The organism is Qipengyuania seohaensis, from assembly GCF_002795865.1.
In the GTDB taxonomy this organism is placed as follows: domain Bacteria; phylum Pseudomonadota; class Alphaproteobacteria; order Sphingomonadales; family Sphingomonadaceae; genus Qipengyuania; species Qipengyuania seohaensis.
In genome coordinates this window covers 756,167-776,557 of record NZ_CP024920.1, presented here as the reverse complement: position 1 = coordinate 776,557, position 20,391 = coordinate 756,167, and the positions used below count along the sequence as shown (strand labels likewise).

At 63.3% G+C, this 20,391-nt stretch carries 23 protein-coding genes; 13 read left to right on the top strand and 10 right to left on the bottom strand.

The genetic code is table 11. The features are described 5' to 3' along the window. Positions 1–265 precede the first annotated feature (265 nt). The 5 genes from glnA to CVE41_RS03820 all read right to left on the bottom strand — a co-directional run bounded on the left by glnA (position 266) and on the right by CVE41_RS03820 (position 5,022). Complete coding sequence (glnA, locus tag CVE41_RS03840; RefSeq protein WP_100259462.1) at positions 266–1,675, bottom strand: type I glutamate--ammonia ligase; 1,410 nt, start codon at positions 1,673–1,675, stop codon at positions 266–268. A gap of 58 nt (positions 1,676–1,733) precedes the next feature. Further along, entirely contained in the window at positions 1,734–2,072 is a 339-nt protein-coding gene (locus tag CVE41_RS03835) for a P-II family nitrogen regulator (RefSeq protein WP_100261359.1), read from the bottom strand. A 201-nt stretch (positions 2,073–2,273) separates the two neighbouring features. Then, a complete protein-coding gene (gene argC, locus CVE41_RS03830) occupies positions 2,274–3,209 on the bottom strand; it encodes an N-acetyl-gamma-glutamyl-phosphate reductase (RefSeq protein WP_100259461.1) in 936 nt (311 codons plus the stop codon). Beyond that, entirely contained in the window at positions 3,202–3,555 is a 354-nt protein-coding gene (locus tag CVE41_RS03825; RefSeq protein WP_100259460.1) for a hypothetical protein, read from the bottom strand. Before CVE41_RS03825 ends, argC begins: the two co-directional genes overlap by 8 nt. A gap of 78 nt (positions 3,556–3,633) precedes the next feature. Beyond that, positions 3,634–5,022: a leucyl aminopeptidase family protein gene (locus tag CVE41_RS03820; protein ID WP_100259459.1), complete on the bottom strand. Its 1,389-nt coding sequence runs from the start codon at positions 5,020–5,022 to the stop codon at positions 3,634–3,636. A 44-nt stretch (positions 5,023–5,066) separates the two neighbouring features. Here CVE41_RS03820 and CVE41_RS03815 point away from each other — a divergent pair, with 44 nt between their 5' ends. Next, on the top strand, positions 5,067–5,900 hold the full coding sequence (locus tag CVE41_RS03815) for a DUF3298 and DUF4163 domain-containing protein (RefSeq protein WP_100259458.1): 834 nt from the start codon (positions 5,067–5,069) through the stop codon (positions 5,898–5,900). A 42-nt stretch (positions 5,901–5,942) separates the two neighbouring features. Continuing rightward, a complete protein-coding gene (gene map, locus CVE41_RS03810; RefSeq protein WP_100261358.1) occupies positions 5,943–6,773 on the top strand; it encodes a type I methionyl aminopeptidase in 831 nt (276 codons plus the stop codon). A gap of 4 nt (positions 6,774–6,777) precedes the next feature. On the opposite strand, the gene CVE41_RS03805 is transcribed toward map, so the two are convergent. Both CVE41_RS03805 and ccmA read right to left on the bottom strand, forming a co-directional pair. Then, positions 6,778–7,437: a heme exporter protein CcmB gene (locus CVE41_RS03805; RefSeq protein ID WP_100259457.1), complete on the bottom strand. Its 660-nt coding sequence runs from the start codon at positions 7,435–7,437 to the stop codon at positions 6,778–6,780. Further along, positions 7,434–8,015, bottom strand: a complete 582-nt coding sequence (gene ccmA, locus CVE41_RS03800) for a heme ABC exporter ATP-binding protein CcmA (protein WP_100259456.1) — start codon at positions 8,013–8,015, stop codon at positions 7,434–7,436. Before ccmA ends, CVE41_RS03805 begins: the two co-directional genes overlap by 4 nt. Positions 8,016–8,069: 54 nt before the next feature. Between ccmA and CVE41_RS03795 the strand changes: the two genes are divergently transcribed. Continuing rightward, entirely contained in the window at positions 8,070–8,366 is a 297-nt protein-coding gene (locus CVE41_RS03795; RefSeq protein WP_100259455.1) for a 4a-hydroxytetrahydrobiopterin dehydratase, read from the top strand. On the opposite strand, the gene CVE41_RS03790 is transcribed toward CVE41_RS03795, so the two are convergent. From CVE41_RS03790 to CVE41_RS03780, 3 genes are read right to left on the bottom strand one after another with little or no spacing between them, the layout of a single operon-like run. After that, a complete protein-coding gene (locus tag CVE41_RS03790; RefSeq protein WP_100259454.1) occupies positions 8,355–9,392 on the bottom strand; it encodes an alpha/beta hydrolase in 1,038 nt (345 codons plus the stop codon). The genes CVE41_RS03795 and CVE41_RS03790 overlap by 12 nt on opposite strands. A gap of 14 nt (positions 9,393–9,406) precedes the next feature. Beyond that, positions 9,407–10,213: an SDR family oxidoreductase gene (locus tag CVE41_RS03785; RefSeq protein WP_100259453.1), complete on the bottom strand. Its 807-nt coding sequence runs from the start codon at positions 10,211–10,213 to the stop codon at positions 9,407–9,409. Positions 10,214–10,235: 22 nt separating this feature from the next. Beyond that, on the bottom strand, positions 10,236–10,853 hold the full coding sequence (locus tag CVE41_RS03780) for a DNA-3-methyladenine glycosylase family protein (protein ID WP_100259452.1): 618 nt from the start codon (positions 10,851–10,853) through the stop codon (positions 10,236–10,238). 81 nt (positions 10,854–10,934) lie between these two features. Here CVE41_RS03780 and CVE41_RS03775 point away from each other — a divergent pair, with 81 nt between their 5' ends. The 10 genes from CVE41_RS03775 to CVE41_RS03730 all read left to right on the top strand — a co-directional run bounded on the left by CVE41_RS03775 (position 10,935) and on the right by CVE41_RS03730 (position 20,384). Next, a complete protein-coding gene (locus CVE41_RS03775; RefSeq protein ID WP_090480814.1) occupies positions 10,935–11,252 on the top strand; it encodes a 2Fe-2S iron-sulfur cluster-binding protein in 318 nt (105 codons plus the stop codon). A gap of 42 nt (positions 11,253–11,294) precedes the next feature. Beyond that, positions 11,295–12,311 (top strand): cysteine synthase A, encoded by a 1,017-nt coding sequence (locus tag CVE41_RS03770; RefSeq protein WP_100259451.1) that lies wholly within the window; start codon positions 11,295–11,297, stop codon positions 12,309–12,311. 26 nt (positions 12,312–12,337) lie between these two features. Further along, positions 12,338–12,709 (top strand): hypothetical protein, encoded by a 372-nt coding sequence (locus tag CVE41_RS03765; protein ID WP_100259450.1) that lies wholly within the window; start codon positions 12,338–12,340, stop codon positions 12,707–12,709. 91 nt (positions 12,710–12,800) lie between these two features. Then, positions 12,801–13,433: a Gldg family protein gene (locus tag CVE41_RS03760; protein ID WP_100259449.1), complete on the top strand. Its 633-nt coding sequence runs from the start codon at positions 12,801–12,803 to the stop codon at positions 13,431–13,433. A gap of 341 nt (positions 13,434–13,774) precedes the next feature. Next, positions 13,775–14,260 (top strand): division/cell wall cluster transcriptional repressor MraZ, encoded by a 486-nt coding sequence (locus CVE41_RS03755; protein WP_100259448.1) that lies wholly within the window; start codon positions 13,775–13,777, stop codon positions 14,258–14,260. Continuing rightward, positions 14,257–15,195 carry a 16S rRNA (cytosine(1402)-N(4))-methyltransferase RsmH gene (gene rsmH / locus CVE41_RS03750; RefSeq protein WP_100259447.1) on the top strand — a complete coding sequence of 313 codons (939 nt, stop codon included), beginning with the start codon at positions 14,257–14,259 and terminating at the stop codon, positions 15,193–15,195. The genes CVE41_RS03755 and rsmH overlap by 4 nt, the downstream gene beginning before the upstream one ends. Beyond that, a complete protein-coding gene (locus tag CVE41_RS03745; RefSeq protein ID WP_100259446.1) occupies positions 15,195–15,707 on the top strand; it encodes a hypothetical protein in 513 nt (170 codons plus the stop codon). Before rsmH ends, CVE41_RS03745 begins: the two co-directional genes overlap by 1 nt. 41 nt (positions 15,708–15,748) lie before the next feature. Next, positions 15,749–17,452: a peptidoglycan D,D-transpeptidase FtsI family protein gene (locus tag CVE41_RS03740; RefSeq protein WP_100259445.1), complete on the top strand. Its 1,704-nt coding sequence runs from the start codon at positions 15,749–15,751 to the stop codon at positions 17,450–17,452. Continuing rightward, positions 17,449–18,921 carry a UDP-N-acetylmuramoyl-L-alanyl-D-glutamate--2,6-diaminopimelate ligase gene (locus CVE41_RS03735; protein ID WP_100259444.1) on the top strand — a complete coding sequence of 491 codons (1,473 nt, stop codon included), beginning with the start codon at positions 17,449–17,451 and terminating at the stop codon, positions 18,919–18,921. The genes CVE41_RS03740 and CVE41_RS03735 overlap by 4 nt, the downstream gene beginning before the upstream one ends. Then, positions 18,918–20,384: a UDP-N-acetylmuramoyl-tripeptide--D-alanyl-D-alanine ligase gene (locus tag CVE41_RS03730; RefSeq protein WP_100259443.1), complete on the top strand. Its 1,467-nt coding sequence runs from the start codon at positions 18,918–18,920 to the stop codon at positions 20,382–20,384. The genes CVE41_RS03735 and CVE41_RS03730 overlap by 4 nt, the downstream gene beginning before the upstream one ends. The last annotated feature ends 7 nt before the right edge of the window (positions 20,385–20,391 follow it).

Sequence of the window (20,391 nt, the reverse complement as noted above, 5' to 3'; positions counted from 1 at the left end):
ACGAAAGCTCCGGCCGAGCAGGCGGCGAACAAGATCGAATATCGGTTTGCGGTTCATTTCTCTCGTACCTCGTAGATTATCGAGGCCGACGGATTAGGCAGATTCTAGCCGAGTAGGAAAATAGCGAGCGGAGCGCTGCCGAAGTGCCGGACGAATTTTGCGGGCAAAATAAAGGGCGCCCGGATTTCTCCGGACGCCCACTCGGTGATCACTGCGCTATAATGCTGAAGGATTAAGCGCTTATGTACCGGTTACTCTGCGCGGATCAGGCGCTGTAGTACATGTCGAACTCGGCCGGGCACGGCGTGGTTTCGACACGCAGCACTTCTTCCCACTTGAGCTCGGTGTAGGCTTCGATCTGGTCCTTGGTGAACACTTCGCCCTTGAGCAGGAAGTCGTGGTCGGCTTCCAGAGCTTCGAGAGCTTCGCGCAAGGATCCGCAAACGGTCGGCACTTCTGCCAATTCTGCCGGCGGCAGATCGTAGAGGTTCTTGTCCATGGCTTCGCCCGGATGGATCTTGTTCGTGATCCCGTCGAGGCCGGCCATGAGCAGCGCAGCATAGGCCAGATAGGGGTTCGCCATCGCGTCTGGGAAGCGGAACTCGACGCGCTTCGCCTTGTCGCCCGTGCCGTAGGGAATACGGCAGGAGGCCGAACGGTTGCGTGCCGAGTAGGCAAGCAGGACCGGCGCTTCGAAGCCCGGAACCAGGCGCTTGTAGCTGTTGGTCGTGGGGTTGGTGAAAGCGTTCAGGGCCTTGGCGTGCTTGATGACGCCGCCGATGTAGTAGAGGCAGTTCTCCGAAAGACCGCCGTACTGGTTGCCAGCGAAAGTCGGCTTGCCGCCGTCCCATATCGACATGTGGGTGTGCATGCCGCTGCCGTTATCGTCCTTGATCGGCTTGGGCATGAAGGTCGCGGTCTTGCCGTAGATATGGGCGACCTGGTGCACGACATACTTGTAGATCTGCATCTGGTCGGCGGTTTCGACGAGCGTGCCGAAGGTAAGGCCGAGTTCGTGCTGCGCTGCGGCCACTTCGTGGTGGTGCTTGTCGCAGTTGAGGCCCATTTCGATCATAGTCGAAACCATCTCGCCGCGGATGTCGACGGCACTATCGACCGGGGCAACGGGGAAGTAGCCACCCTTGGCACGCGGACGGTGGGCAAGATTTCCGCTCTCGTATTCGCGGCCGCTGTTGGTCGGCAGTTCGATATCGTCGAGCGTATATCCCGAACCGGCATAACCGTCTTCGAAACGCACGTCGTCGAACATGAAGAATTCGGCTTCGGGTCCGACATAGATGGTGTCGCCGATCCCGGTGGACTTGAGATAGTTCTCGGCGCGCTTGGCGGTCGTGCGCGGATCGCGCGAATACCAGTCGCCGGTCGAAGGTTCGACGATGTCGCAGAACATGATCAGCATCGGTTCGGCGCTGAACGGATCGACATAGACGCGTTCGAGGTCGGGCTTCAGGATCATGTCGCTTTCGTTGATGACCTTCCAGCCGGCAATCGAGGAGCCGTCGAACATGAGGCCGTCTTCAAGCTGGTCTTCGTCGAGCGTCTTGGCGACCATGGTGAGGTGCTGCCACTTGCCCTTCGGATCCGTGAAGCGCAGGTCGACCCATTCGATTTCCTCGTCCTTGATACGCTTCAGGACGTCCTTCGCATTTGCCATTAGATTGCCTCCAGTAGGGGTAGTTCGTGTTAGTCCCGGCTGCTGGCCGGTTTGAAAATCAGATTGCGTCTTCGTCTCTTTCGCCGGTGCGGATGCGCAATGCGCTCTCGATGGCGGAGACGAAAATCTTGCCGTCGCCGATGCGCCCGGTCTGGGCGGCTGCGGCGATGGCCTCGACGGTGCGTTCGGCGATATCGCTGGAAACGATTACCTCGAGTTTCACCTTGGGCAGGAAGTCGACGACGTATTCGGCGCCGCGATAGAGTTCGGTGTGGCCTTTCTGGCGGCCGAAACCCTTGGCCTCGGTCACGGTAATGCCGGACACGCCGATTTCGTGCAGCGCTTCCTTCACCTCGTCGAGCTTGAAGGGTTTGATGATCGCTTCGATCTTTTTCACGTCTATCCGATTCCCGCCTGCTTGTGTGAGTGCGCCCTCGATAAACGAATGCGCCTCTGCGCGCGGTGTTCCAAGAATCGTGCCAAGCGGGAAAAGTGAGGAGGAGACGAGCGGAACCGCGCAAATGCGTGCTCTCGCCATGAGCGGACAATCGGCCGCCCACAAATGGTGCCCAATGCGCAGCCTGGCGTTGCCTAATTTTTAGGCAGGCGGAATGGCGAGCCCTGCAGTCTCGGGGAGGTCGCAAAGCAGGTTCAGGTTCTGCACTGCGGCCCCGCTCGCACCTTTGCCGAGGTTGTCCAGCTTCGCCACGAGCCGCGCATGCCAGCCGCCCTCATTGCCGAAGACGAACAGTTCCATCGCGTCGGACGGCTCGGCATTTTTCTCGAGGACGAGCTTGTCGACCCCGGTGCTGTCACGCACCGAAACGATCGCGCTGTCGGCATAGAAATCGCGTAGCGCTTCGCGCAGTCCGTCGGCGGTGGGATCACCGTCCATTGCACCAAGGTGCAGGGGCACCTCCACGATCATGCCGCGATAGGCCGGGACCACCGAAGGGGCGAAAATCACGCCGTGTTGCAGACCGGCATGAGCTTTCATTTCGGGACGATGCTTGTGCGCCATGGAATAGCCGTAGCTTTGCAAGGCAGGCGCGCCATCCTGCTCGAATTGGGCGATCATGGCCTTGCCGCCGCCGGAATATCCGCTCACCGCGTTGATGGTGTAGGGCCAGTCGGCTGGCAGCAGGCCCTCCCTCACGAGCGGGGCGACGAGCGCGAGGAAGCCGGTTGGATAACATCCCGGATTGCTGACCCGCCGCGCGTCGGCAACGCGTTCGCGGCCGACGAGTTCGGGAAACCCGTAACACCATCCCTCGGCGGTGCGATGGGCGCTGGAAGCGTCGATGACGCGGGTGCCGCCAGCCGGATCGATCAGGCCCACTGCTTCGCGTGCGGCATCGTCAGGCAGGCACAGGATCGCAACATCAGCCTCGTTCAGCGCCTCGCGCCGCGCAGCTTTGTCCTTGCGCCTGTCGTCGTCGAGCGTGATCAGATCGAATTCGATGCGACCTTCGAGACGCGCGGCGATCTCCAGGCCGGTGGTCCCGGCAGCGCCGTCGATGAAGACCTTATGCACTGGTGTCGGGAGCTAGGGCGTTCATGCGTACATATCCGCTCGGACCTTCGGGTCCTTCGGTGATCCATGCCCAGTCTCCCGCGACATCGAGCAACTCTATCTCGCTGTTCGCCGCGAGTGTGGAGCCTTCGTCCGCATCGTCGCGCATGGCCAGCTTCAGCACGGCGTCGCTGCCGCCGATCGTCCGTTTCACAGGGACGACATAATGCGCTGCCAGATAGCGTCCCGCCAGCGCGACATGCGCCAGGTCGCCTCTTAGCGGAAGGGTGCCGGTCGCAGGCCGATCCACCGGACCTTTCAGTCCGACGATACCGTCCGGCAGGGAATACTGTGCGTCTTCGCTCACGAAACCTGTCTGGCTTGATATTTGTTACAAGCTCGGGCGCTTAGCCGCGCGCGCCCATTCTCGCAAGACATGCGCCTGTCATGTCCCCGTATAGCGCGCTTTGAGCATGTGCCACGCAGCACGCAGGCCGTAGGCATCGCCGCCCTTGGGGCGTCCGGGCTTGGCAGCAGGGCGCCAGGCGAATGTATCGAAATGGGCCCAATCCAGCCCTTCGCCCACGAACTTGTCGAGGAAGAGACCGGCAACGCTCGCACCTGCAAAAGAATTGCCATGCGCATTGTTCGTGTCCGCGATGTCGGATGCCAGCCATTCCCTATAGGCATCGGGGAGCGGCAGCCTCCATGGCTCGTCGTCGACACCCCGTCCGGCTTCGATAAGCGCGTCTGCCGTCTCGTCGCGGCGGGTCATGAGGGCCGGGTAATCGGGGCCGAGTGCCACGCGCGCGGCGCCTGTCAGCGTCGCAAAATCGAGGATCAGGTCGGGATTCTCTTCGCTTGCCCGCGTCAGGGCATCGCCCAGGATCAGGCGGCCTTCGGCATCAGTATTGCCGATTTCCACCGTCAGTCCCTTGCGGGACGAGAGCACGTCGCCGGGACGGAAGGCATTGCCCGCAATGGCATTTTCGACTGCGGGCACCAGCAGGTGCAGGCGGACGGGCAGCTTGCCGCCCATGATCAGCCCGCCGAGCGCCAGCGCGTGGGCGGCGCCGCCCATGTCCTTTTTCATCAGCTTCATGCCGGCTGCGCTCTTAACGTCGAGGCCGCCGCTGTCGAAGCAGACGCCCTTGCCGACGATGGCCAGAACCGGATCGCTTTCCTTGCCCCAAGTAAGGTGGATGAGCCGCGGTGCATGCTTGCGCTCGGCAGCGCGGCCGACTGCGTGGACCATGGGGTAATCCTGCTCCAGCGCATCCCCGCGGACGACCTTGAGGTCTGCGCCATGGGCCTTGGCGAGCTTTTCCGCCTGTGCCTCCAGCGAAGCGGGCCCCATATCCTCGGCAGGCGTATTCACCAGATCGCGCACGAGGCACACGGCCTTGGCTTCCGCGATCGCGCTTTCGATACGGCCCGCCTGCTTGGTAAGGAGGATGCGCGGTCCGGTCGGGTTTTCCGGCTTCTTGTAGCGCTCGAACGTATATTGCGCCGTCTGCCAGCCGTGCATTGCAGGACCCGGCTCTCCTCCGGCGCGGCGATAGGTGCCTTCCGGAAGGACCTCTGCCAGCTTGGCCATGCACCAGCTCGATAGATCGTCGGGGTTCGCGACGCCGCCGACGGCAAACCATCCGTCACCATCGGGCACGATCGCGGTCTGGTAACCGCCGCCATCGAATTTCTGCGCCTTCAGCGCCTCGCGCTGGCCTGCGGACAGTTTTTTCGCCCAATTTTCGAACCCGTCCTTGTTAACAAGGTGGATAAGCGTTGCGTCCTGGCCCTGGTCGGGCTGGATGAGAGCTGCGGTTTCGGCCATTGGTATTCACCCCGTACTAATTTGATCTCGGGCATGGAAATGAGATGCGACACCGCCTGTTCCTGATTTCACTCGCCCTGTCGAGTGCTGCTTGTACGCAATCGCCCGCCTTTACCGAGGTCCAGGACGATGCGCCTGCGGCTTCGGCCAGTGCCAGCGCCGATGCCGCGTCGGCCAGCGACGCCGCTCCTGCCGAGGTGACCTTTGAGGACGACGCGCGCGACGGGGACGCGGTGCGCGAATTTGCTTACAGTTGGCCAGCGGAGGTGACCGCAATCCCTGCCCTGGAGAAAATCCTGCGCAGCGAGCGTGACGAAGCATTGGCCGAGCAAAAGGCAGAGTGGGGGCGCTCGCTGGCCGATTTCGCCGGTGAGGATTGCGTGAGCTGCGTTGGAAGGGGTTATGAAGTCACGTGGAAGGTGGCCGCGGACATTCCCGGCTGGCTCAGCCTGACCCGCGACATGTATCTCTATACCGGCGGCGCACATGGAATGTCCGGCCGCACCTCGCTGGTCTGGGACCGCATAAAGGGCGTGGGGGTTGCAGGTGCAGACTTGTTCGAATCCGCAGTGGCCCTTGAAAACGCGCTCGGTGCGAAGCTGTGCGCGACCCTCAACAAGGAACGCGAAGAGCGGCGCGGCATTCCGGTCGATCCGCAAAGCGATGCGATATTCGAGGATTGCCCCAGTCTTGATGAAAGCAGCATCTTCATCGGCTCGTCCGACGGGAAGCATTTCGACCGTATCGGTATCTATTTCGGACCCTATGTCGCGGGTCCATACGCCGAAGGTAGCTACGAGCTCGACTTTCTCGTGAGCGCATCGGTGCTCGACGCAGTGAAGCCCGCCTATGCCGGAGCGTTTCGCGTCCGCAACTGACGGACCTCGCAATTTGCGCGCATGATCGCTACATGGGCGCGCATGACCGAATATCAGGTAATCGAGAGCGACCAGACCGTCTATCGTGACGGCACGATCAAGCTGCACGGAGCGGACGGCTTCGAGGGCATGCGCAAGGCCGGACGGCTGGCCGCGGAAATCCTCGACGAATTGACCGGTTTTGTGAAGCCCGGCGTCACCACCGGAGAGATCGACGACCTCGTGCGCAAGATGACGCTCGACGGCGGCGCGGTGCCCGCAACCATGGGCTATCGCGGCTATGCGCATAGTTGCTGCACCTCGATCAACCACGTGATCTGTCACGGGATTCCGAGTGAAAAGGCGCTCAAAGACGGCGACATCGTGAACGTCGATGTGACCCCGCTGCTCGACGGCTGGCACGGAGATACCAGCCGGATGTTCTTCGTCGGCGACGTGCCGCTCAAGGCGCGCAAGCTGGTCGATGTGACGTACGAATGCCTGATGCTCGGGATCGAAGCAGCGTCGAAGCCCGGCGCACGGCTGGGCGATATCGGCGCGGTCATCGAATCGCATGCGCGCCAGCACCGCTATGGCGTCGTGCAGGAATTCTGTGGCCATGGCCTTGGCCGCCTGTTCCATGACGCGCCCGAGGTGATCCATACCGGCCGCATGGGTACGGGTCCGGAATTGAAGCCCGGCATGTTCTTCACGATCGAACCGATGATCAACCTCGGCCGCCCGAATGCGAAACTGCTGCGCGACGGCTGGACTGCGGTGACCCGCGACAAGTCGCTTTCGGCGCAGTTCGAACACTCGATCGGCATTACCGAAAACGGGGTGGAGATCTTTACCGAAAGCCCCAAGGGCCTCCACAAGCCGCCCTATTCGTAAGCGGTCAGCTTTCCCGCGCAGCCTTTATCGCGGCACCTGCCGCCAGCGGGGCGAGCGCACATAGTCCGAGACTGATCGCGGCCGCCAGCAGTAGGCCGCTCGTATCGGGGCGGGCAAGCGAGCCTGCGCCAAATATCAGAATCGGGACAGCCAGCGGGATTACCATCAGCCCGGCCAGTGCGGCGCCGCCCCTGAGACTGGCCGTAAGTGCAGCGACTGCCAGACCGACCGCGGCAAGGCCGGGTGTCCCCGCCAGCAGGCCGAAAAGCACGGTTCGCGTTGTCTCTCCCGACAGGCCGAGTAGGGCTGCGGCGGGCAGGGTGGCGACCAGCAACAGGGGTGCGAAAGCCAGCCAGTGCGCGATCAGTCGCGACAGCATGGCCCATTCCTCGCTCACTCCGCGCAACGCGAGTTGGTCGAAAACCCCGGCTTCCAGATCGTCTGACACGAGCTTCTCGAGCGGCAGGATCGCTGCCAGCAAGGCTGCGACCCAGATGACGCCGCCACCGGTGCGGGCCAGCAATTGCGCATCGGGGCCGACTGCAAAGGGGTACAGCATTGCTACCGCGAGGAAGAACAGCAGCGGCAAGACGCCTGCACCGCCGCGCCCGCCCGGCAGAAGCAGGCCGAGATCGCGGCGAAGGAGGGTGGCCAGAGTGCTCATGCGGCATAACCCGCCAGGTCGATGGTTCGAACGTCCGGCATTGCCATCGCCTGGTGTGAAGCGACGAGCGCAATGCCCCCGCTACCGCAATGCTGCGCTACCAGCGCCTCCATGCTCGCCGCCGCCTGCGCATCGAGACCGTTCAGCGGCTCGTCCAGCAGCCAAATGGGGCAGTTGCGATTGAGCAGGCGGGCAAGGGCCGCGCGCTTCCTCTGCCCGGTTGACAGGTATCGGACCGGCACGTCCATCAGTGGCCCCAGCTGCAGCAGGTCGAAGGCCCGTCCCGGATCGCGGCAGCCGTCGAGCTTCTCGTAAAACGCCAGTGCCTTGCCCAAGGGCAGGTTCGCATCGAGGGCCAGCCGCTCGTCGACCAGCCCCATCGCCCCATCGCTCTCCACGACCCCGGCAAAAGGGCGCAGCAGTCCGGCGAGTATGCGGATCAGGCTCGATTTCCCGATCCCGTTCGCGCCCGCGATGTGGATGGCACTGCCGGGCGCGGCTTCGAAGGAAAGGCCACGGAACAGCAGCCGCTCGCCGCGGCGGCAGGCGAGGTCCGATGCTGCTAGGCGCGCTTGCATGGGCGGGAGCGATAGGCAAAAGCGCTGCCAGCGACAAGCAGGAGAGATTCGCAAATGGGTTCCGTCGAACAGCTCACCCAGGAAGAACGCGACAGCTGGCTGCGGGCCTTGCCCGAATGGTCGCTGGCCCGTGACGGCGATGCGATCGAGCGCAAGTTCGAATTCGACGACTTTTCCAAGGCCTTCGCCTTCATGACCCGCGTCGCAATGATCGCCGAGACGCGCGACCACCATCCCGAATGGTTCAACGTCTACAACCGTGTGGAGATCACGCTGACCACGCATGACGCAGGCGGATTGAGCCTGCGCGACGTGAAGATGGCCCGCAAGATCGACGCTCTACTCGCCTAAATTGCCTTCCCGCGGCGTCGGGCCAAGCTCCAGCAACAGGCAGCGGTAATATATCGCCTCGCGCGCCCGCTCCGCAGTGCCTGGCGTCATCAACATGCTGTTTTCGCGCGTGCATTCCTGTTCGAGGAGCGCGTTTTCCTCAGCACTTCGCTCCCTGATTTCCGGGCCGCCAATGAGCGGATAGCTGCGATATTCGCGGCTGGGCGTGCCGTAGAGGGCGCGGAACGCGTCGAGGGCCATCGGGTGATAAAGTGTTCCGTGGGTTTCGCTCTCACCAGCGTCCACAAAGGTCCATGTCAGATTTTCGGGAGCGTGCAGCCGTAATGCGGCGATCAAATGCTCCGTCCCCTCGCGGTGCCAGTCGCCTTCATTGGCCGTCGAGAGATAAAGCCGTCTCGCGCCTGAACCCATTTTCTCGAGATAGGCCTCGACTTCGCGGCCATATTTCATCTCTTCCCACCACATGCTTGGCGAAATGGCGATGTAGTCGTCGAACAACTCCGGCTCTTTGAGCAGCGTTTCGATCACGAATAGCGCGGCGAGCGATTCTCCCATGATTGCATCGCGGCCATCGGTGCGGAACTGCGCCTCGATCATCGGTTTGAGCTCGTCCTTCAGGAAGCGCCGATAATCTGCCGAGCCACCAGGCGTGGCTCTCAAGGCCTCTTCATATGGCGCGGGATCGGCAGCGGGCGGCGAAAGTTCGTGCCTGCGGTTCACGCTCTGGATGCCGACAAGGATAAGGGGCTCGAACGAGTAATTCATCTCGCGACTCTGCGCGATGCCGGCGATATGGGCGAAGTCCTGCTCCGGTCCGCCATCCAGCAAATAGACGACGGGAAAGGCGCGCTCCGGCTCGGCTTCGTACTCGGCCGGCAGGCGCACCGTTATCTTGCGCGTGCCTTCTTTGAGTATCGCGCTTTCGAGAGTGTAGGTCTGGCCAAGGACATAAGGTTCGGCCTCGGTGAGCTGGGCGCTTAGGGGCGCGGCAAGCAGAAGCGCTGCCAGCGACAGAATAATTCGCATAATGTTGTGGGTCCTTACTGGCCGAGAGGGCGGGCCGACTGGCGTGTCTGCTTGCGCACGCGGCCCGGCATCCAGCGCGATCCGAAAGCGATCCGTTTTGCGGTCTTGCCGACGGTGGTGTGCAGTTTGTCGCCGTGCACCGCGTCCCATGCAGCCTGCGCGACTTCAACTACCGGCGTGATCTCAAGCCCTGCATCCTTCACGCGCTGGCGAATGCCCTCATTGCTTTGTGCATTGGGCGTATGATCGAGCAGCGGCGTGTCGATGAAGCTGGGCATGATCGAGCGGACATTGATGCCGTCTTCCGCCCATTCGCCGTCGAGGCTTTCGGTAATCGCACGCACGCCGAACTTGGTGGCGGAATAGACGCTCGCGCCGGGCGTGCCGTAGATCCCGGCTGCACTGGCGGTGTTGAGCAGGCATGATCCCGGCGCGGTCTTCTTTAGATGCGGATAGGCTGCCTGCGCGCCGAACAGGACGCCCTTCAAATTGATGTCGAGGCAGCGCTCGATTTCACCGGTCGAGTTGTCCATTAGCGATCCGCCGAGCGGGATGCCCGCGTTGTTCGCAAGCACGTCGATCCGGCCGCCGCTGGCTGTGGCAAAGCCGTCGAGTGCGTGGTCCCATGCCTCGCGGTCGCGCACGTCGAACTTGTGAGCAAAGGTGAACCCGTTCTCGATCAGGGAAAGCGTCTCGTCCATGCCTGCCTGGTCAATATCGCCAAGGCCGACGAACCAGCCTTCATCCGCGAATTTCAGCGCGATCGCGCGGCCGATGCCCGAGCCCCCGCCGGTGATGAAAATCGCTTTCCGCTCGCTCATGTCTCTCTCCCTCGCGCGCCCATCAAAGCGCGGCATTATTGTAGGTGTGCCACGTGAAAATGGCCATGGCGCCGCGATAAGGACGCCATTGTTCGCCCAGTTCTCGGGTATGTTTCTCGCTTGGGCGTTCCGGCAGGTCTAGCAGGCGTCCGACAGCCTCCTGCACCGCCAGGTCTCCTGCCGGCCAGATGTCCTGCCTGCCTTCGGCAAACAGCAGGTATATCTCGGCCGACCAGCGTCCGATGCCCTTGATGCGGACCAGTTCGGCGATGGCTTCCTCGTCGTCTTGCGGCAGGCCCTCCAGGTCGAGTTCGCCGCTCTCGACGAGTTCGCACAGCGATCTGGCATAACCCTGTTTCTGGCGCGAAAGCCCGCACGCCCTCAAGGTATCGAAGTCGCGGTCGAGCAGTTCGCGCGCCGCCATCTCCTCGCCAAGTTCCGCCTCCAGTCGGTTCCAAACCGAGGCCGCCGCAGCGACGCTTACCTGCTGGCCGACGATCGTGCGCAGCAGGGTGCGATAGCCGGTCGGGCGGATGCGTTCTTCGGGATAGCCGCAGCGATCAAGCGCCGCCGCCACCACCGCGTCCTTTTCGGCTACGGCATCGAGATGCTCGCGCAATTGCGAATTGGTCAGGCCCACCTTGCGCTTCCGCTCCCTATTGAATAGCAGCGCAACGCATAGGGCCCGTTTGGCGGGCGAGGCAACAAGGATACGCAATCGATGCCCAAGCTGATCGTCACCACCCGCGAAGGCGAGACGAGCGAGATCGAAGTCGAAGACGGCCTGACCGTCATGGAAGCTATTCGCGACAACGGCTTCGACGAATTGCTGGCACTGTGCGGCGGCTGCTGTTCGTGTGCGACTTGCCACGTGCATGTCGATCCGGCCTTCCAGGACAAGCTTCCCGAGATGAGCGAAGACGAGGACGACCTGCTGGAATCGACCGAGCACCGCGTCGAGACTTCGCGCCTGTCTTGCCAGATTCCCTTCACCGGCGAACTTGACGGGTTGAAGGTTACTATCGCCCCTGAAGATTGATGTTGTTTGCGAGGTAGGGCGACCGCGCCTACCTCACGCAGCATGACACAAATTCCCATTCGCGAGCATGCGCTCGACCTGATCGGCAACACGCCGCTCGTCCGCCTCGAAGGGCCGAGCGCGGAAGCCGGCTGCGACATCTACGGCAAGTGCGAATTCGCCAATCCGGGCGCTTCGGTAAAGGACCGGGCTGCGCTTTACATCATCCGTGATGCAGAGGCGCGCGGCGAACTTAAGCCGGGTGGATGCGTGGTCGAAGGCACGGCTGGCAATACCGGTATCGGTATCGCGCTGGTGGCCAATGCGCTCGGCTACCGCACGATCATCGTGATGCCGGACAACCAGTCCAAGGAAAAGATGGACACGCTGCGCGCTCTCGGCGCGGAGCTGGTCACTGTCCCGCCGACGAAGTTCGCCGACAGCAACCACTTTGTTCACACCTCCCGTAGGCTGGCAGAAGAAACCGAAGGTGCGGTCTGGGCGAACCAATTCGACAATACCGCCAACCGTAAAGCCCATATCGAGGGTACGGCGAAGGAAATCTGGGAACAGACCGGCGGCAAGGTCGACGGGTTTACCTGTGCGGCCGGCACCGGCGGGACCATTGCGGGCGTGGGCATGGGCTTGAAAGAACTGGACGAGAACGTCGTCATCGCCCTGACCGATCCGCACGGCGCGGCGCTCTACAGCTATTACGCGACAGGCGAACTGAAGGCAGAAGGCTCTTCGGTTGCCGAAGGGATCGGGCAGGGCCGGATCACCGGCAACCTGGAAGGCGCGCCGATCGACACGCAATTCCGCGTCTCGGACGAAGAAGGTCTCGACTGGGTGGCGCGCCTGCTGCGCGAGGAGGGTCTGTGCCTCGGCCTTTCCAGCGGCATCAATGTCGCAGGAGCGGTCGCGCTCGGCAAGCAGCTCGTCGCAGAGGGACGCGAAAGTCCGAAAGTCGTCACAATCCTTTGCGACACCGGATTCCGCTACCTTTCCAGCCTCTACAACGCCGAGTGGCTGCAGGCGAAAGGCCTGCCGGTATTCGACTGGCTGAAGGCTTCCGATTGACGCCAGCCGCGAAGGGGCGCAGAATCATGAAAATGCCGCGCTATTTCGATCTTTCTTCCAGCAAGCCTCAAATTGGCGGCCTGCCCGAGGCACCGCTGGGCGGTTCGCGAGCCCAGGCGGTCCATCGCCTGCAGATCGGGATTGCCGGGGTGGTCCTGATGGTTTTGCTCGTGGGCCTGGCCAGCCTGGTGCAGGACAGGGCGCGCGAAGTGGATGCCTCCTCGGTGCCGCAGGCCGCTGCGACCACTGAGCCGAGCGCAAAGCCAACACAGGCGGATCCACTGGTGGAAGCTGGCGTGGTCCCGGACCTTCCCGCAGAACCTTCGCCTTCGAGCACTCAAAGCCCTGCCGTGATGCCTGAAACGGGCGCTGGCGATCCGAAAGCCGCTGCCGATTAAACCGGCTCTTCTTACCGTCGCGCTCCTGCTTGCCGCCTGTTCTTCCGGCGGGGAGGAGGCGCGCGGCAGTGCGCAGGAGCCGCAAGAACGGATGGGCCTCTTCACTTCGCTTCCGATCTATTGGGCGGAAGGGCAGGACATCGCCGCGATGCTGGAAAGCAATTCGCGAGATTCGAGCTGGGTGCGTTCCATGCTGGAAGAGCGATTCGAACTTGCACCTCTCGACACGCTCGAGAGCGAAGCGCTTGAAGGGCTGGATCAAGCCATTATCGCGCAGCCGCGTGCATTGGCGCCCTCGGAAAATGTCGCACTCGACGAATGGGTGCGGGGCGGTGGCAAGGCGCTGGTGTTTGCCGACCCGTTCCTGACCCAGCATTCCGAATTCGCGCTCGGCGATCCGCGCCGGCCATTTGACGTAGTATTGATCTCACCGATCCTGGCACGTTGGGGTCTGAGCCTGGAATTCGACGATACGCAGAGCCAGGACGAGCGGGTGATAGTCGGACCGGACGGCGATTTTCCCGTGCAACTGGCGGGCCGTTTCGCGCTGGGCGAAGAAGGCGAGGACGCGCGTTGCAGCTTGTCGGCGGACGCGTTGATCGCGGACTGCGCGATTGGTGCAGGGCAGGTCGTCCTGATTGCCGATGCCGCCATGCTCGACACGGAAAATTGCACTTCTCAGCGCAAGGCCGCGCTCTCCGATTTGTTGAACCGACTCGACTAATCGATTCCTTGCGGGATTTAACGGGATGCCTTGCGGGAAAACACGGGCCGGATGGCGATTCCCCGTATAAAACCGGTACTTGCGTTAGGATGATGGTAAGATTGGTAGGTGCTGTGAAGATAAATTAATCGCTATAAATCAGGTACTTGCAGGTTTATCCCGTAAAATCCCGCAATTTTCCCTTCCATCCCCGCGTCTCCCGCGATAAATCTTTCTCACATCGGACAGCCAGTGTCTTTGCGCGCCCTCCCAATCGGGATGGCGAGCCGGTCGAGCACGCGCTCGGGCGGACAGGGAGGGTGTGTCCGTGGGGGATTTGAACACAAGCCGGGGACAAGGCGTTGCAATTCGGAGGGTATAGCGGACAAGCCTATTCGCCTGCGGGCGACAAGGGCCGCTTTGTGCTTCCGCCGATCTTCCGCAAGGCCCTGAAGGAATCCAGCGACGGCCGCGTCCTGTGCCTGATGAAGCACACCAGCTGGAATTGCCTTGTCGGCTTCGGCCTGTCCCGCAAGGAAGAACTCAACGCCCAGCTCGACCGCGAAGAAGAACTGGCCGTTCGTCTCGGCAAGGAATTCGACCGCGACACGCGCGCCAGCCAGCTTTTCGGTTTCCTCGAAATGCCCTTCGACGACAGCGGTCGCTTCGTGATGCCCGAACATTTGCGCGCACTCGGCAAGATCGAGGACGGGCTCTACTTCCAGGGCGGTGGACGCTTCTTCACGCTGTGGAACCCCGCCGAACTCGCCAAGATGGGCGACGACTGGGCCGGCGCGAAAGCCGCCTGCGAAAGTTTCCTTGCCGATGCAAAGGCGAAGGGCAAATGAGCGCCGCGCCCCATATCCCCGTCCTCCTCGACGAAGTGATCGAAGCGCTCGATCCGCAGCCCGGCGACGTCATCATCGACGCGACTTTCGGCGCTGGCGGCTATACGCGCGCGCTGCTGGAGCGCGGCGCGACCGTGCACGCATTCGACAGGGATCCCGACGCGATTGCCTCGGGTCGCACATGGCGGGAGACGGAGCAAACTCCGCCCCGCCTAATTCTTCACCCGCATCGTTTCTCCGAGATGCTCGACGTCATGACGTCGGCTGGCGTCGCCAAGGTCGATGGCGTCGTCATGGATATCGGCGTTTCCTCGATGCAGCTCGACCAGGCCGAGCGCGGTTTCGCGTTCTCGTCCGACGGGCCGCTCGACATGCGGATGAGCCAGGACGGCGACAGCGCTGCCGACTTCCTCAATTCGGCCGACGAAAGCACGATTGCAGACGTCATCTACCAGTACGGTGAAGAGCGCCAATCGCGCCGCGTGGCCCGGGCGATCGTTGCTGCGCGTCCGCTGGAGACCACCGGTGAACTGGCGCGGGTCGTGCGCAAGGCTCTGGGCCACAAGCCGCATGACAAGAAGGACCCCGCCACCCGCACATTCCAGGCCATCAGAATTCACGTGAACGGCGAACTCGACGAACTGTCCCAAGGGTTGTCGGCCGCCGAACACTTGCTGCGCGAAGGGGGCCGCCTAGCGGTGGTCAGCTTCCACAGCCTCGAAGACCGGATCGTCAAGCGTTACCTTCGCGAGGCCTCCTCAACCCCGAGCGCCTCGCGTCACGTCCCAATGGTGACGCAGGACGATCCGGTTTTTTCGAAAGTCAGCAAGGCGATCAAGCCCGGCAAGGCCGAGCTCGAACGCAACCCGCGCGCCCGGTCCTCTGTCTTGCGCCACGCCACGCGCACCACCACCCCGGCAAGGGAGGCCGCGTGATGGTGCGTTCTTCCCGCCTCCGCCAGATCGGCTGGCTGCTCGCGCTCGGCGCTTGCCTCGCAGCCTTGCTCGCGCTCACGTTCAAGGTGAATGCAGTGAAGAGCGACGTGCGCCTTGTCGAACGCCAGATCATCGCTGCGGAACGCTCCAAGCTCATGCTCGAAACCGAATTCCAGACGCGCGCCAGCCAGCACCAGCTGGCGGCCTGGAACCAGGTCGAATTCGGATATTCCGCGCCCCGTGCCGACCAGTATGTCGAGCAGGAGCGCCAATTGGCCGTGCTGGGAACACCCCGTGGCCAAGACGCCCCGCAGCCCATTCGTGTCGCGATGCTGCGCCCTGTCAGCCAGGGTGAAGGCGAAGAGAGCCTCTTCGGGGACTGGCTCGGCGAGGAGGAACAACCTCCCGCCGTCGCCAGCACTACGCCTGCCCGGGGCCTCGCCACTTCACTGGCGCAGCGCCTCGCCGAGCCGGGCAACGCTTCCCTCGCCGCTGCAGAGGTGGCGCGGTGAACGCTTTTTCCGCCATCAATGGCGGACCGGGCGCTGTCAGCATGGCCGTTGCAAGTGGCCGGGTTCAACTGGTCACTCTTCGTGAACGCTCGCTCGACCTGGCGCGCTGGCGCGTGCTGTGGATCGTGGCGGCATTTGCGTTCCTCGCGCTGATCGCGGTGATGCGCATTTCCTACCTCGGCATGAACGGTGCCGAGGCGCGGGCGACCACGCTGGCCGACGCACTACTGCCCCCGCGCGGTGAAATCACCGATCGCAACGGCGTACCGATGGCCCGTGCCTTCCCTGCCTATGCCCTGTGGTTCAATCCCAAGGCGCTGGGCGAAGATGGCGAACCGCTGGTGCGTGCACCCGAAGAAGTCGCAGCGAAACTGGGCGAAATCTTCCCCGATCTCGATCAGGCCAAGGTCGCGCGGCAACTCGCTGCCGGCAAACAGGGCTATTTGCGTCGCCGCTTGCTGCCCGAAGAAGCAAACCGGGTGCAGGAAATCGGCGAGCTCGCTCTCGAAATCCCGATGGAGGAAGACCGCCACTACCCGCAGGGCAAGATGGCGGCCCATGTGCTAGGCTATGTCGCCGCCGATGGCAGCGGCCGCGTCGGCATGGAGCAGGTGCTCGACGAACACCTGAGCAACCCCGATACGCGCGGAACGCCTGTTGCACTGTCGATCGACGTTCGCGTGCAGGGCGCGCTCGAAGACGAGCTGCGCCGCGGCATGAAGCTGACGCAGGCGCAGGGCGGGGCGGGCATCGTGCTCGACGTGGATACGGGCGAAGTCCTCGCGCTCGCATCGCTGCCCGAATTCGATCCGAACAAGATCGACAAGGACGGCCAGGCGCTGATGTTCAACCGCGTGACCAACCAGGTTTACGAACTCGGTTCGACGTTCAAGCCGTTGTCGGTCGCAGCCGCGATCGATGCGGGTGTCGTGCGCGACCTGGGCACGCGCTACGATGCCTCGCCGGTGAAGGTTGGCAGGTTCTCGATCAAGGACAGCCACGCGATGGGCCCGACCCTCAATGTGGTCGAAACGCTCATCCATTCGTCGAATACCACGACCGCGCGGATTGCCGATGAACTCGGTCCGGAACGCCTGCGCCGCTACATGATAGACATGGGTATGAATGAGCGCCCGCATATCGAATTGCCGGCCAAGGGTTTTCCCATCTGGCCGGGCGATAACTGGCCGCGTTTGCGCAGCATGACGGTCAGCTACGGGCACGGCATCGCGGTTACCCCGCTCCACCTCGCCAGCGCTTATGCAGCGATGGTCAACGGCGGCGTGTGGCGCCCGGCCACCTTGCACAAGCTGGGTGCGGGCGAAGCGCCCAAGGGCCGCCGCGTGTTCAAGGCTTCGACCTCCAGCCGCATGCGCCAGATGTTGCGGGCAACGGCAATCTACGGGACGGGCCGCAATGCGGACGCTCCGGGCTATCGCGTCGGCGGCAAGACCGGTTCGGCCGAAAAGCCGGGCGGCAAGGCAGGCTATCGCAAGACCGCGCTGGTTTCGACCTTCGCCGCGGCCTTCCCGATGGACCGTCCGCGCTACGTCATCATCGCCATGCTCGACGAGCCGCGCGGTACGCTCGCCAGTTCCTACCAGCGCACTGCCGCCTGGAACGCGGCACCCATCGTTGGTCGTCTCGTCCCGCGGATCGGCCCGCTGATCGGCGTGCGCCCCGACGACACACGCGACATCGACATCTCAGCAATCAAGCCGCTTATCCCGGGAGCCATGGAATGAGGCTCGACAAGCTTTGCGAAAAAGCGGGCATCGATTGTCCGGGTGACGGCAGCGCCAATGTCACCGGTTTCGCCATCGACAACCGCAAGGTCGCGCCCGGTACGGTATTCGGCGCTTTCCAGGGCAGCGTGGTCAATGGCGAGGACTTCATTCCCGCCGCGATCGAGGCTGGCGCCATTGCCGTCGTCGCCCGGCAGCAGGCAAAGGTCGAAGGCGCGATCCACATCGCGAGCGACGAACCCCGCAAGGATTTCGCGAAGCTCGGTGCGCGTTTCTTCACGCCTGTGCCGGAACATATCGTCGCGGTAACGGGGACGAACGGTAAGACATCGACCGTCGAGATGACGCGCCAGATCTGGCGCATGGCGGGCGAACGTGCGGCCAGCATCGGGACGCTCGGCGTCACGACCCCCGACGAAAGCGTGTCGACCGGCCTCACTACGCCCGACATCGTAACCTTCCTTTCGAACATGAGCGGCCTCGCGCGTGAGGGTGTCACGCATGTCGCCTACGAGGCATCGAGCCACGGCCTGTCGCAATCGCGCAATGAGGGCGTTCCCGTCGAAGCGGCGGCGTTCACCAACTTCAGCCGCGACCATCTCGATTATCACAAGGACATGGAAGACTATTTCGCGGCCAAGATGCGGCTGTTCGACGAAGTAGTATCGGATGGAGCGACAGCGGTTGTCTGGCTCGACGGCAGCGACTGGAATGCGCGCGTGGTCGAGCATGCCAGGGCTCGCGGTCTGAAGGTCTTGACGGTCGGCGAAAAGGGTGAGGATATCTGCCTCCTCGATCGCCAGCCCACGCAGCTTGGCCAGACGCTCAAGGTCTCGCACGAAGGGACCGAGCGCACGATCAACCTTCCGCTGATCGGTGCCTACCAGGTGTCGAATGCCCTGACCGCGGCGGGCCTTGCCCTCGCCACGGGTATCGATGCGGGCCGCGTATGGGACGGCGTCGCCCGGCTCCAACCGGTTCGCGGTCGTCTCGAGCGGGCGGCCATCGCGCCGAGCGGGGCGCCGGTCTATATCGATTATGCGCATACACCGGACGCGATCGAAGCGGCCATCGCCGCGCTTCGCCCCCATGTCGGCGGGCGGCTCATCACGGTGTTCGGTGCCGGCGGCGACCGCGATCACGGCAAGCGCAAGCCCATGGGCGAAGCTGCGGCCAAGGCCAGCGATGTGGTTATCGTCACCGACGACAACCCGCGCGGCGAGGATCCTGCGGATATCCGCCGCGCCGTGCTTGAAGGCGCGCCCGAAGCCAGAGAAATAGGCGGCCGTCGCGAAGCAATACATGCCGCCATTGCAGAAGCCGGACCCGACGACATCGTGCTTCTCGCGGGCAAAGGTCATGAAACGGGTCAGATCATCGGATCGGGAGAAAACATGAAGGTCCTTCCCTTCGACGACGTGGAAGTCGCCCGCGAATGTGCGGCTGCCATCGCCAGAGGTGATGCATGAGCGCGGCTATCCTGCGCCACCCCGCCTATGTCGAATGGACGAGCGATCCGCGCGATCGCTTGCCCCTGACCCTGTGGGATTCCAATACGATAGCCGAGGTCACGGGCGGCACGGCAAGCTGCGATTTCCAGGTTTCCGGTGTAGAGATGGATAGCCGTGACGTAGTGCACGGAGACCTTTTTGTAGCCCTGAAGGGCGAAGCGATGGACGGACATCGCTTTATCGACAAGGCTTTCGAAAACGGCGCCGCAGCAGCCATTGTGGATCGGGTGGTCGACTATCCGCACGTGCTCGTTGAAGACACCACCGAAGCTCTCGCAGCGCTCGCGCGGGCGGCGCGCAGCCGGACCGAGGCGCGGATTATCGGTGTCACCGGCTCGGTCGGCAAGACCGGCGTGAAGGAAGCGATCTTTGCAGCGCTGGAACGTGCCAGTCGCGGTGCGGCACATCGTTCGACCCGCAGCTACAACAACCATGTCGGCGTCCCGCTCAGCCTGGCCCGGATGGGTGCGCGTAGCCGCTTCGGCGTGTTCGAGATGGGCATGAACCATGCTGGCGAAATCGAAGGGCTAACCGCGCAGGTCCGGCCGCATGTCGCCGTCATCACCACCATCGCGCCCGCGCATATCGAGAACCTGGGTTCGATGAAGGCGATTGCCGACGCCAAGGCGGAAATCTTTTCCGGCCTCGAACCGGGCGGCACGGCAGTCATCCCCGCCGACAGCGAACATTACGAACAGCTCAAGCTCGCCGCGCTGCGTGCCGGGGCGCACGTCGTCAGCTTCGGCAAGGCGCGCCATGCCGATATGCGCCTCCTCGACGCGATCCCGAGCGCCAATGGCGGCAGCCTCGTGACCTGCGAATTCGACACCGGCCGCTTGTGCTACACCGTGGCCGAACCGGGCGAGCACTGGGTCGCCAATTCGCTTGCCGTCATGGCGGCAGTGCGCGCGGCGGGCGGCGATATGGCCGCAGCCGGTCTTGCGCTCGCGGAAATGGGCGGCCTGAAGGGCCGGGGCGAACGCCATGGCATCGATGCGCCCGGCGGCAAGGCGCTGATGATCGACGAAAGTTACAACGCCAATCCCGCCAGCATGCGTGCCACGCTGGCGCAGCTCGGCACCACCCCCTCGACCCGTCGCATCGCCGTCCTCGGCGCGATGAAGGAGCTGGGCGACTTTGCTCCCAAGTTCCACGCCGCACTGGCGGAGCATGTGATCGCAGCCGATATCGACTATGCGGTGCTGGTGGGCGACGAGATGGGCGCTCTTGCCCGCGAACTGGGGAAACCCGTTCTCAACTCGCTTGGCAAGCCGCTCGAGTGGGAGCATTGCTTGACTGCCGACGAGGCGATCGGATTGCTCGAGGATTTCGGCATCGTGGCGGGCGACGCGGTGCTGGTCAAAGGCTCCAATTCGGTCGGGCTCGGCCGGCTCGTGGACCGTTTCACCCGCCCTGAATAGGAGGCCC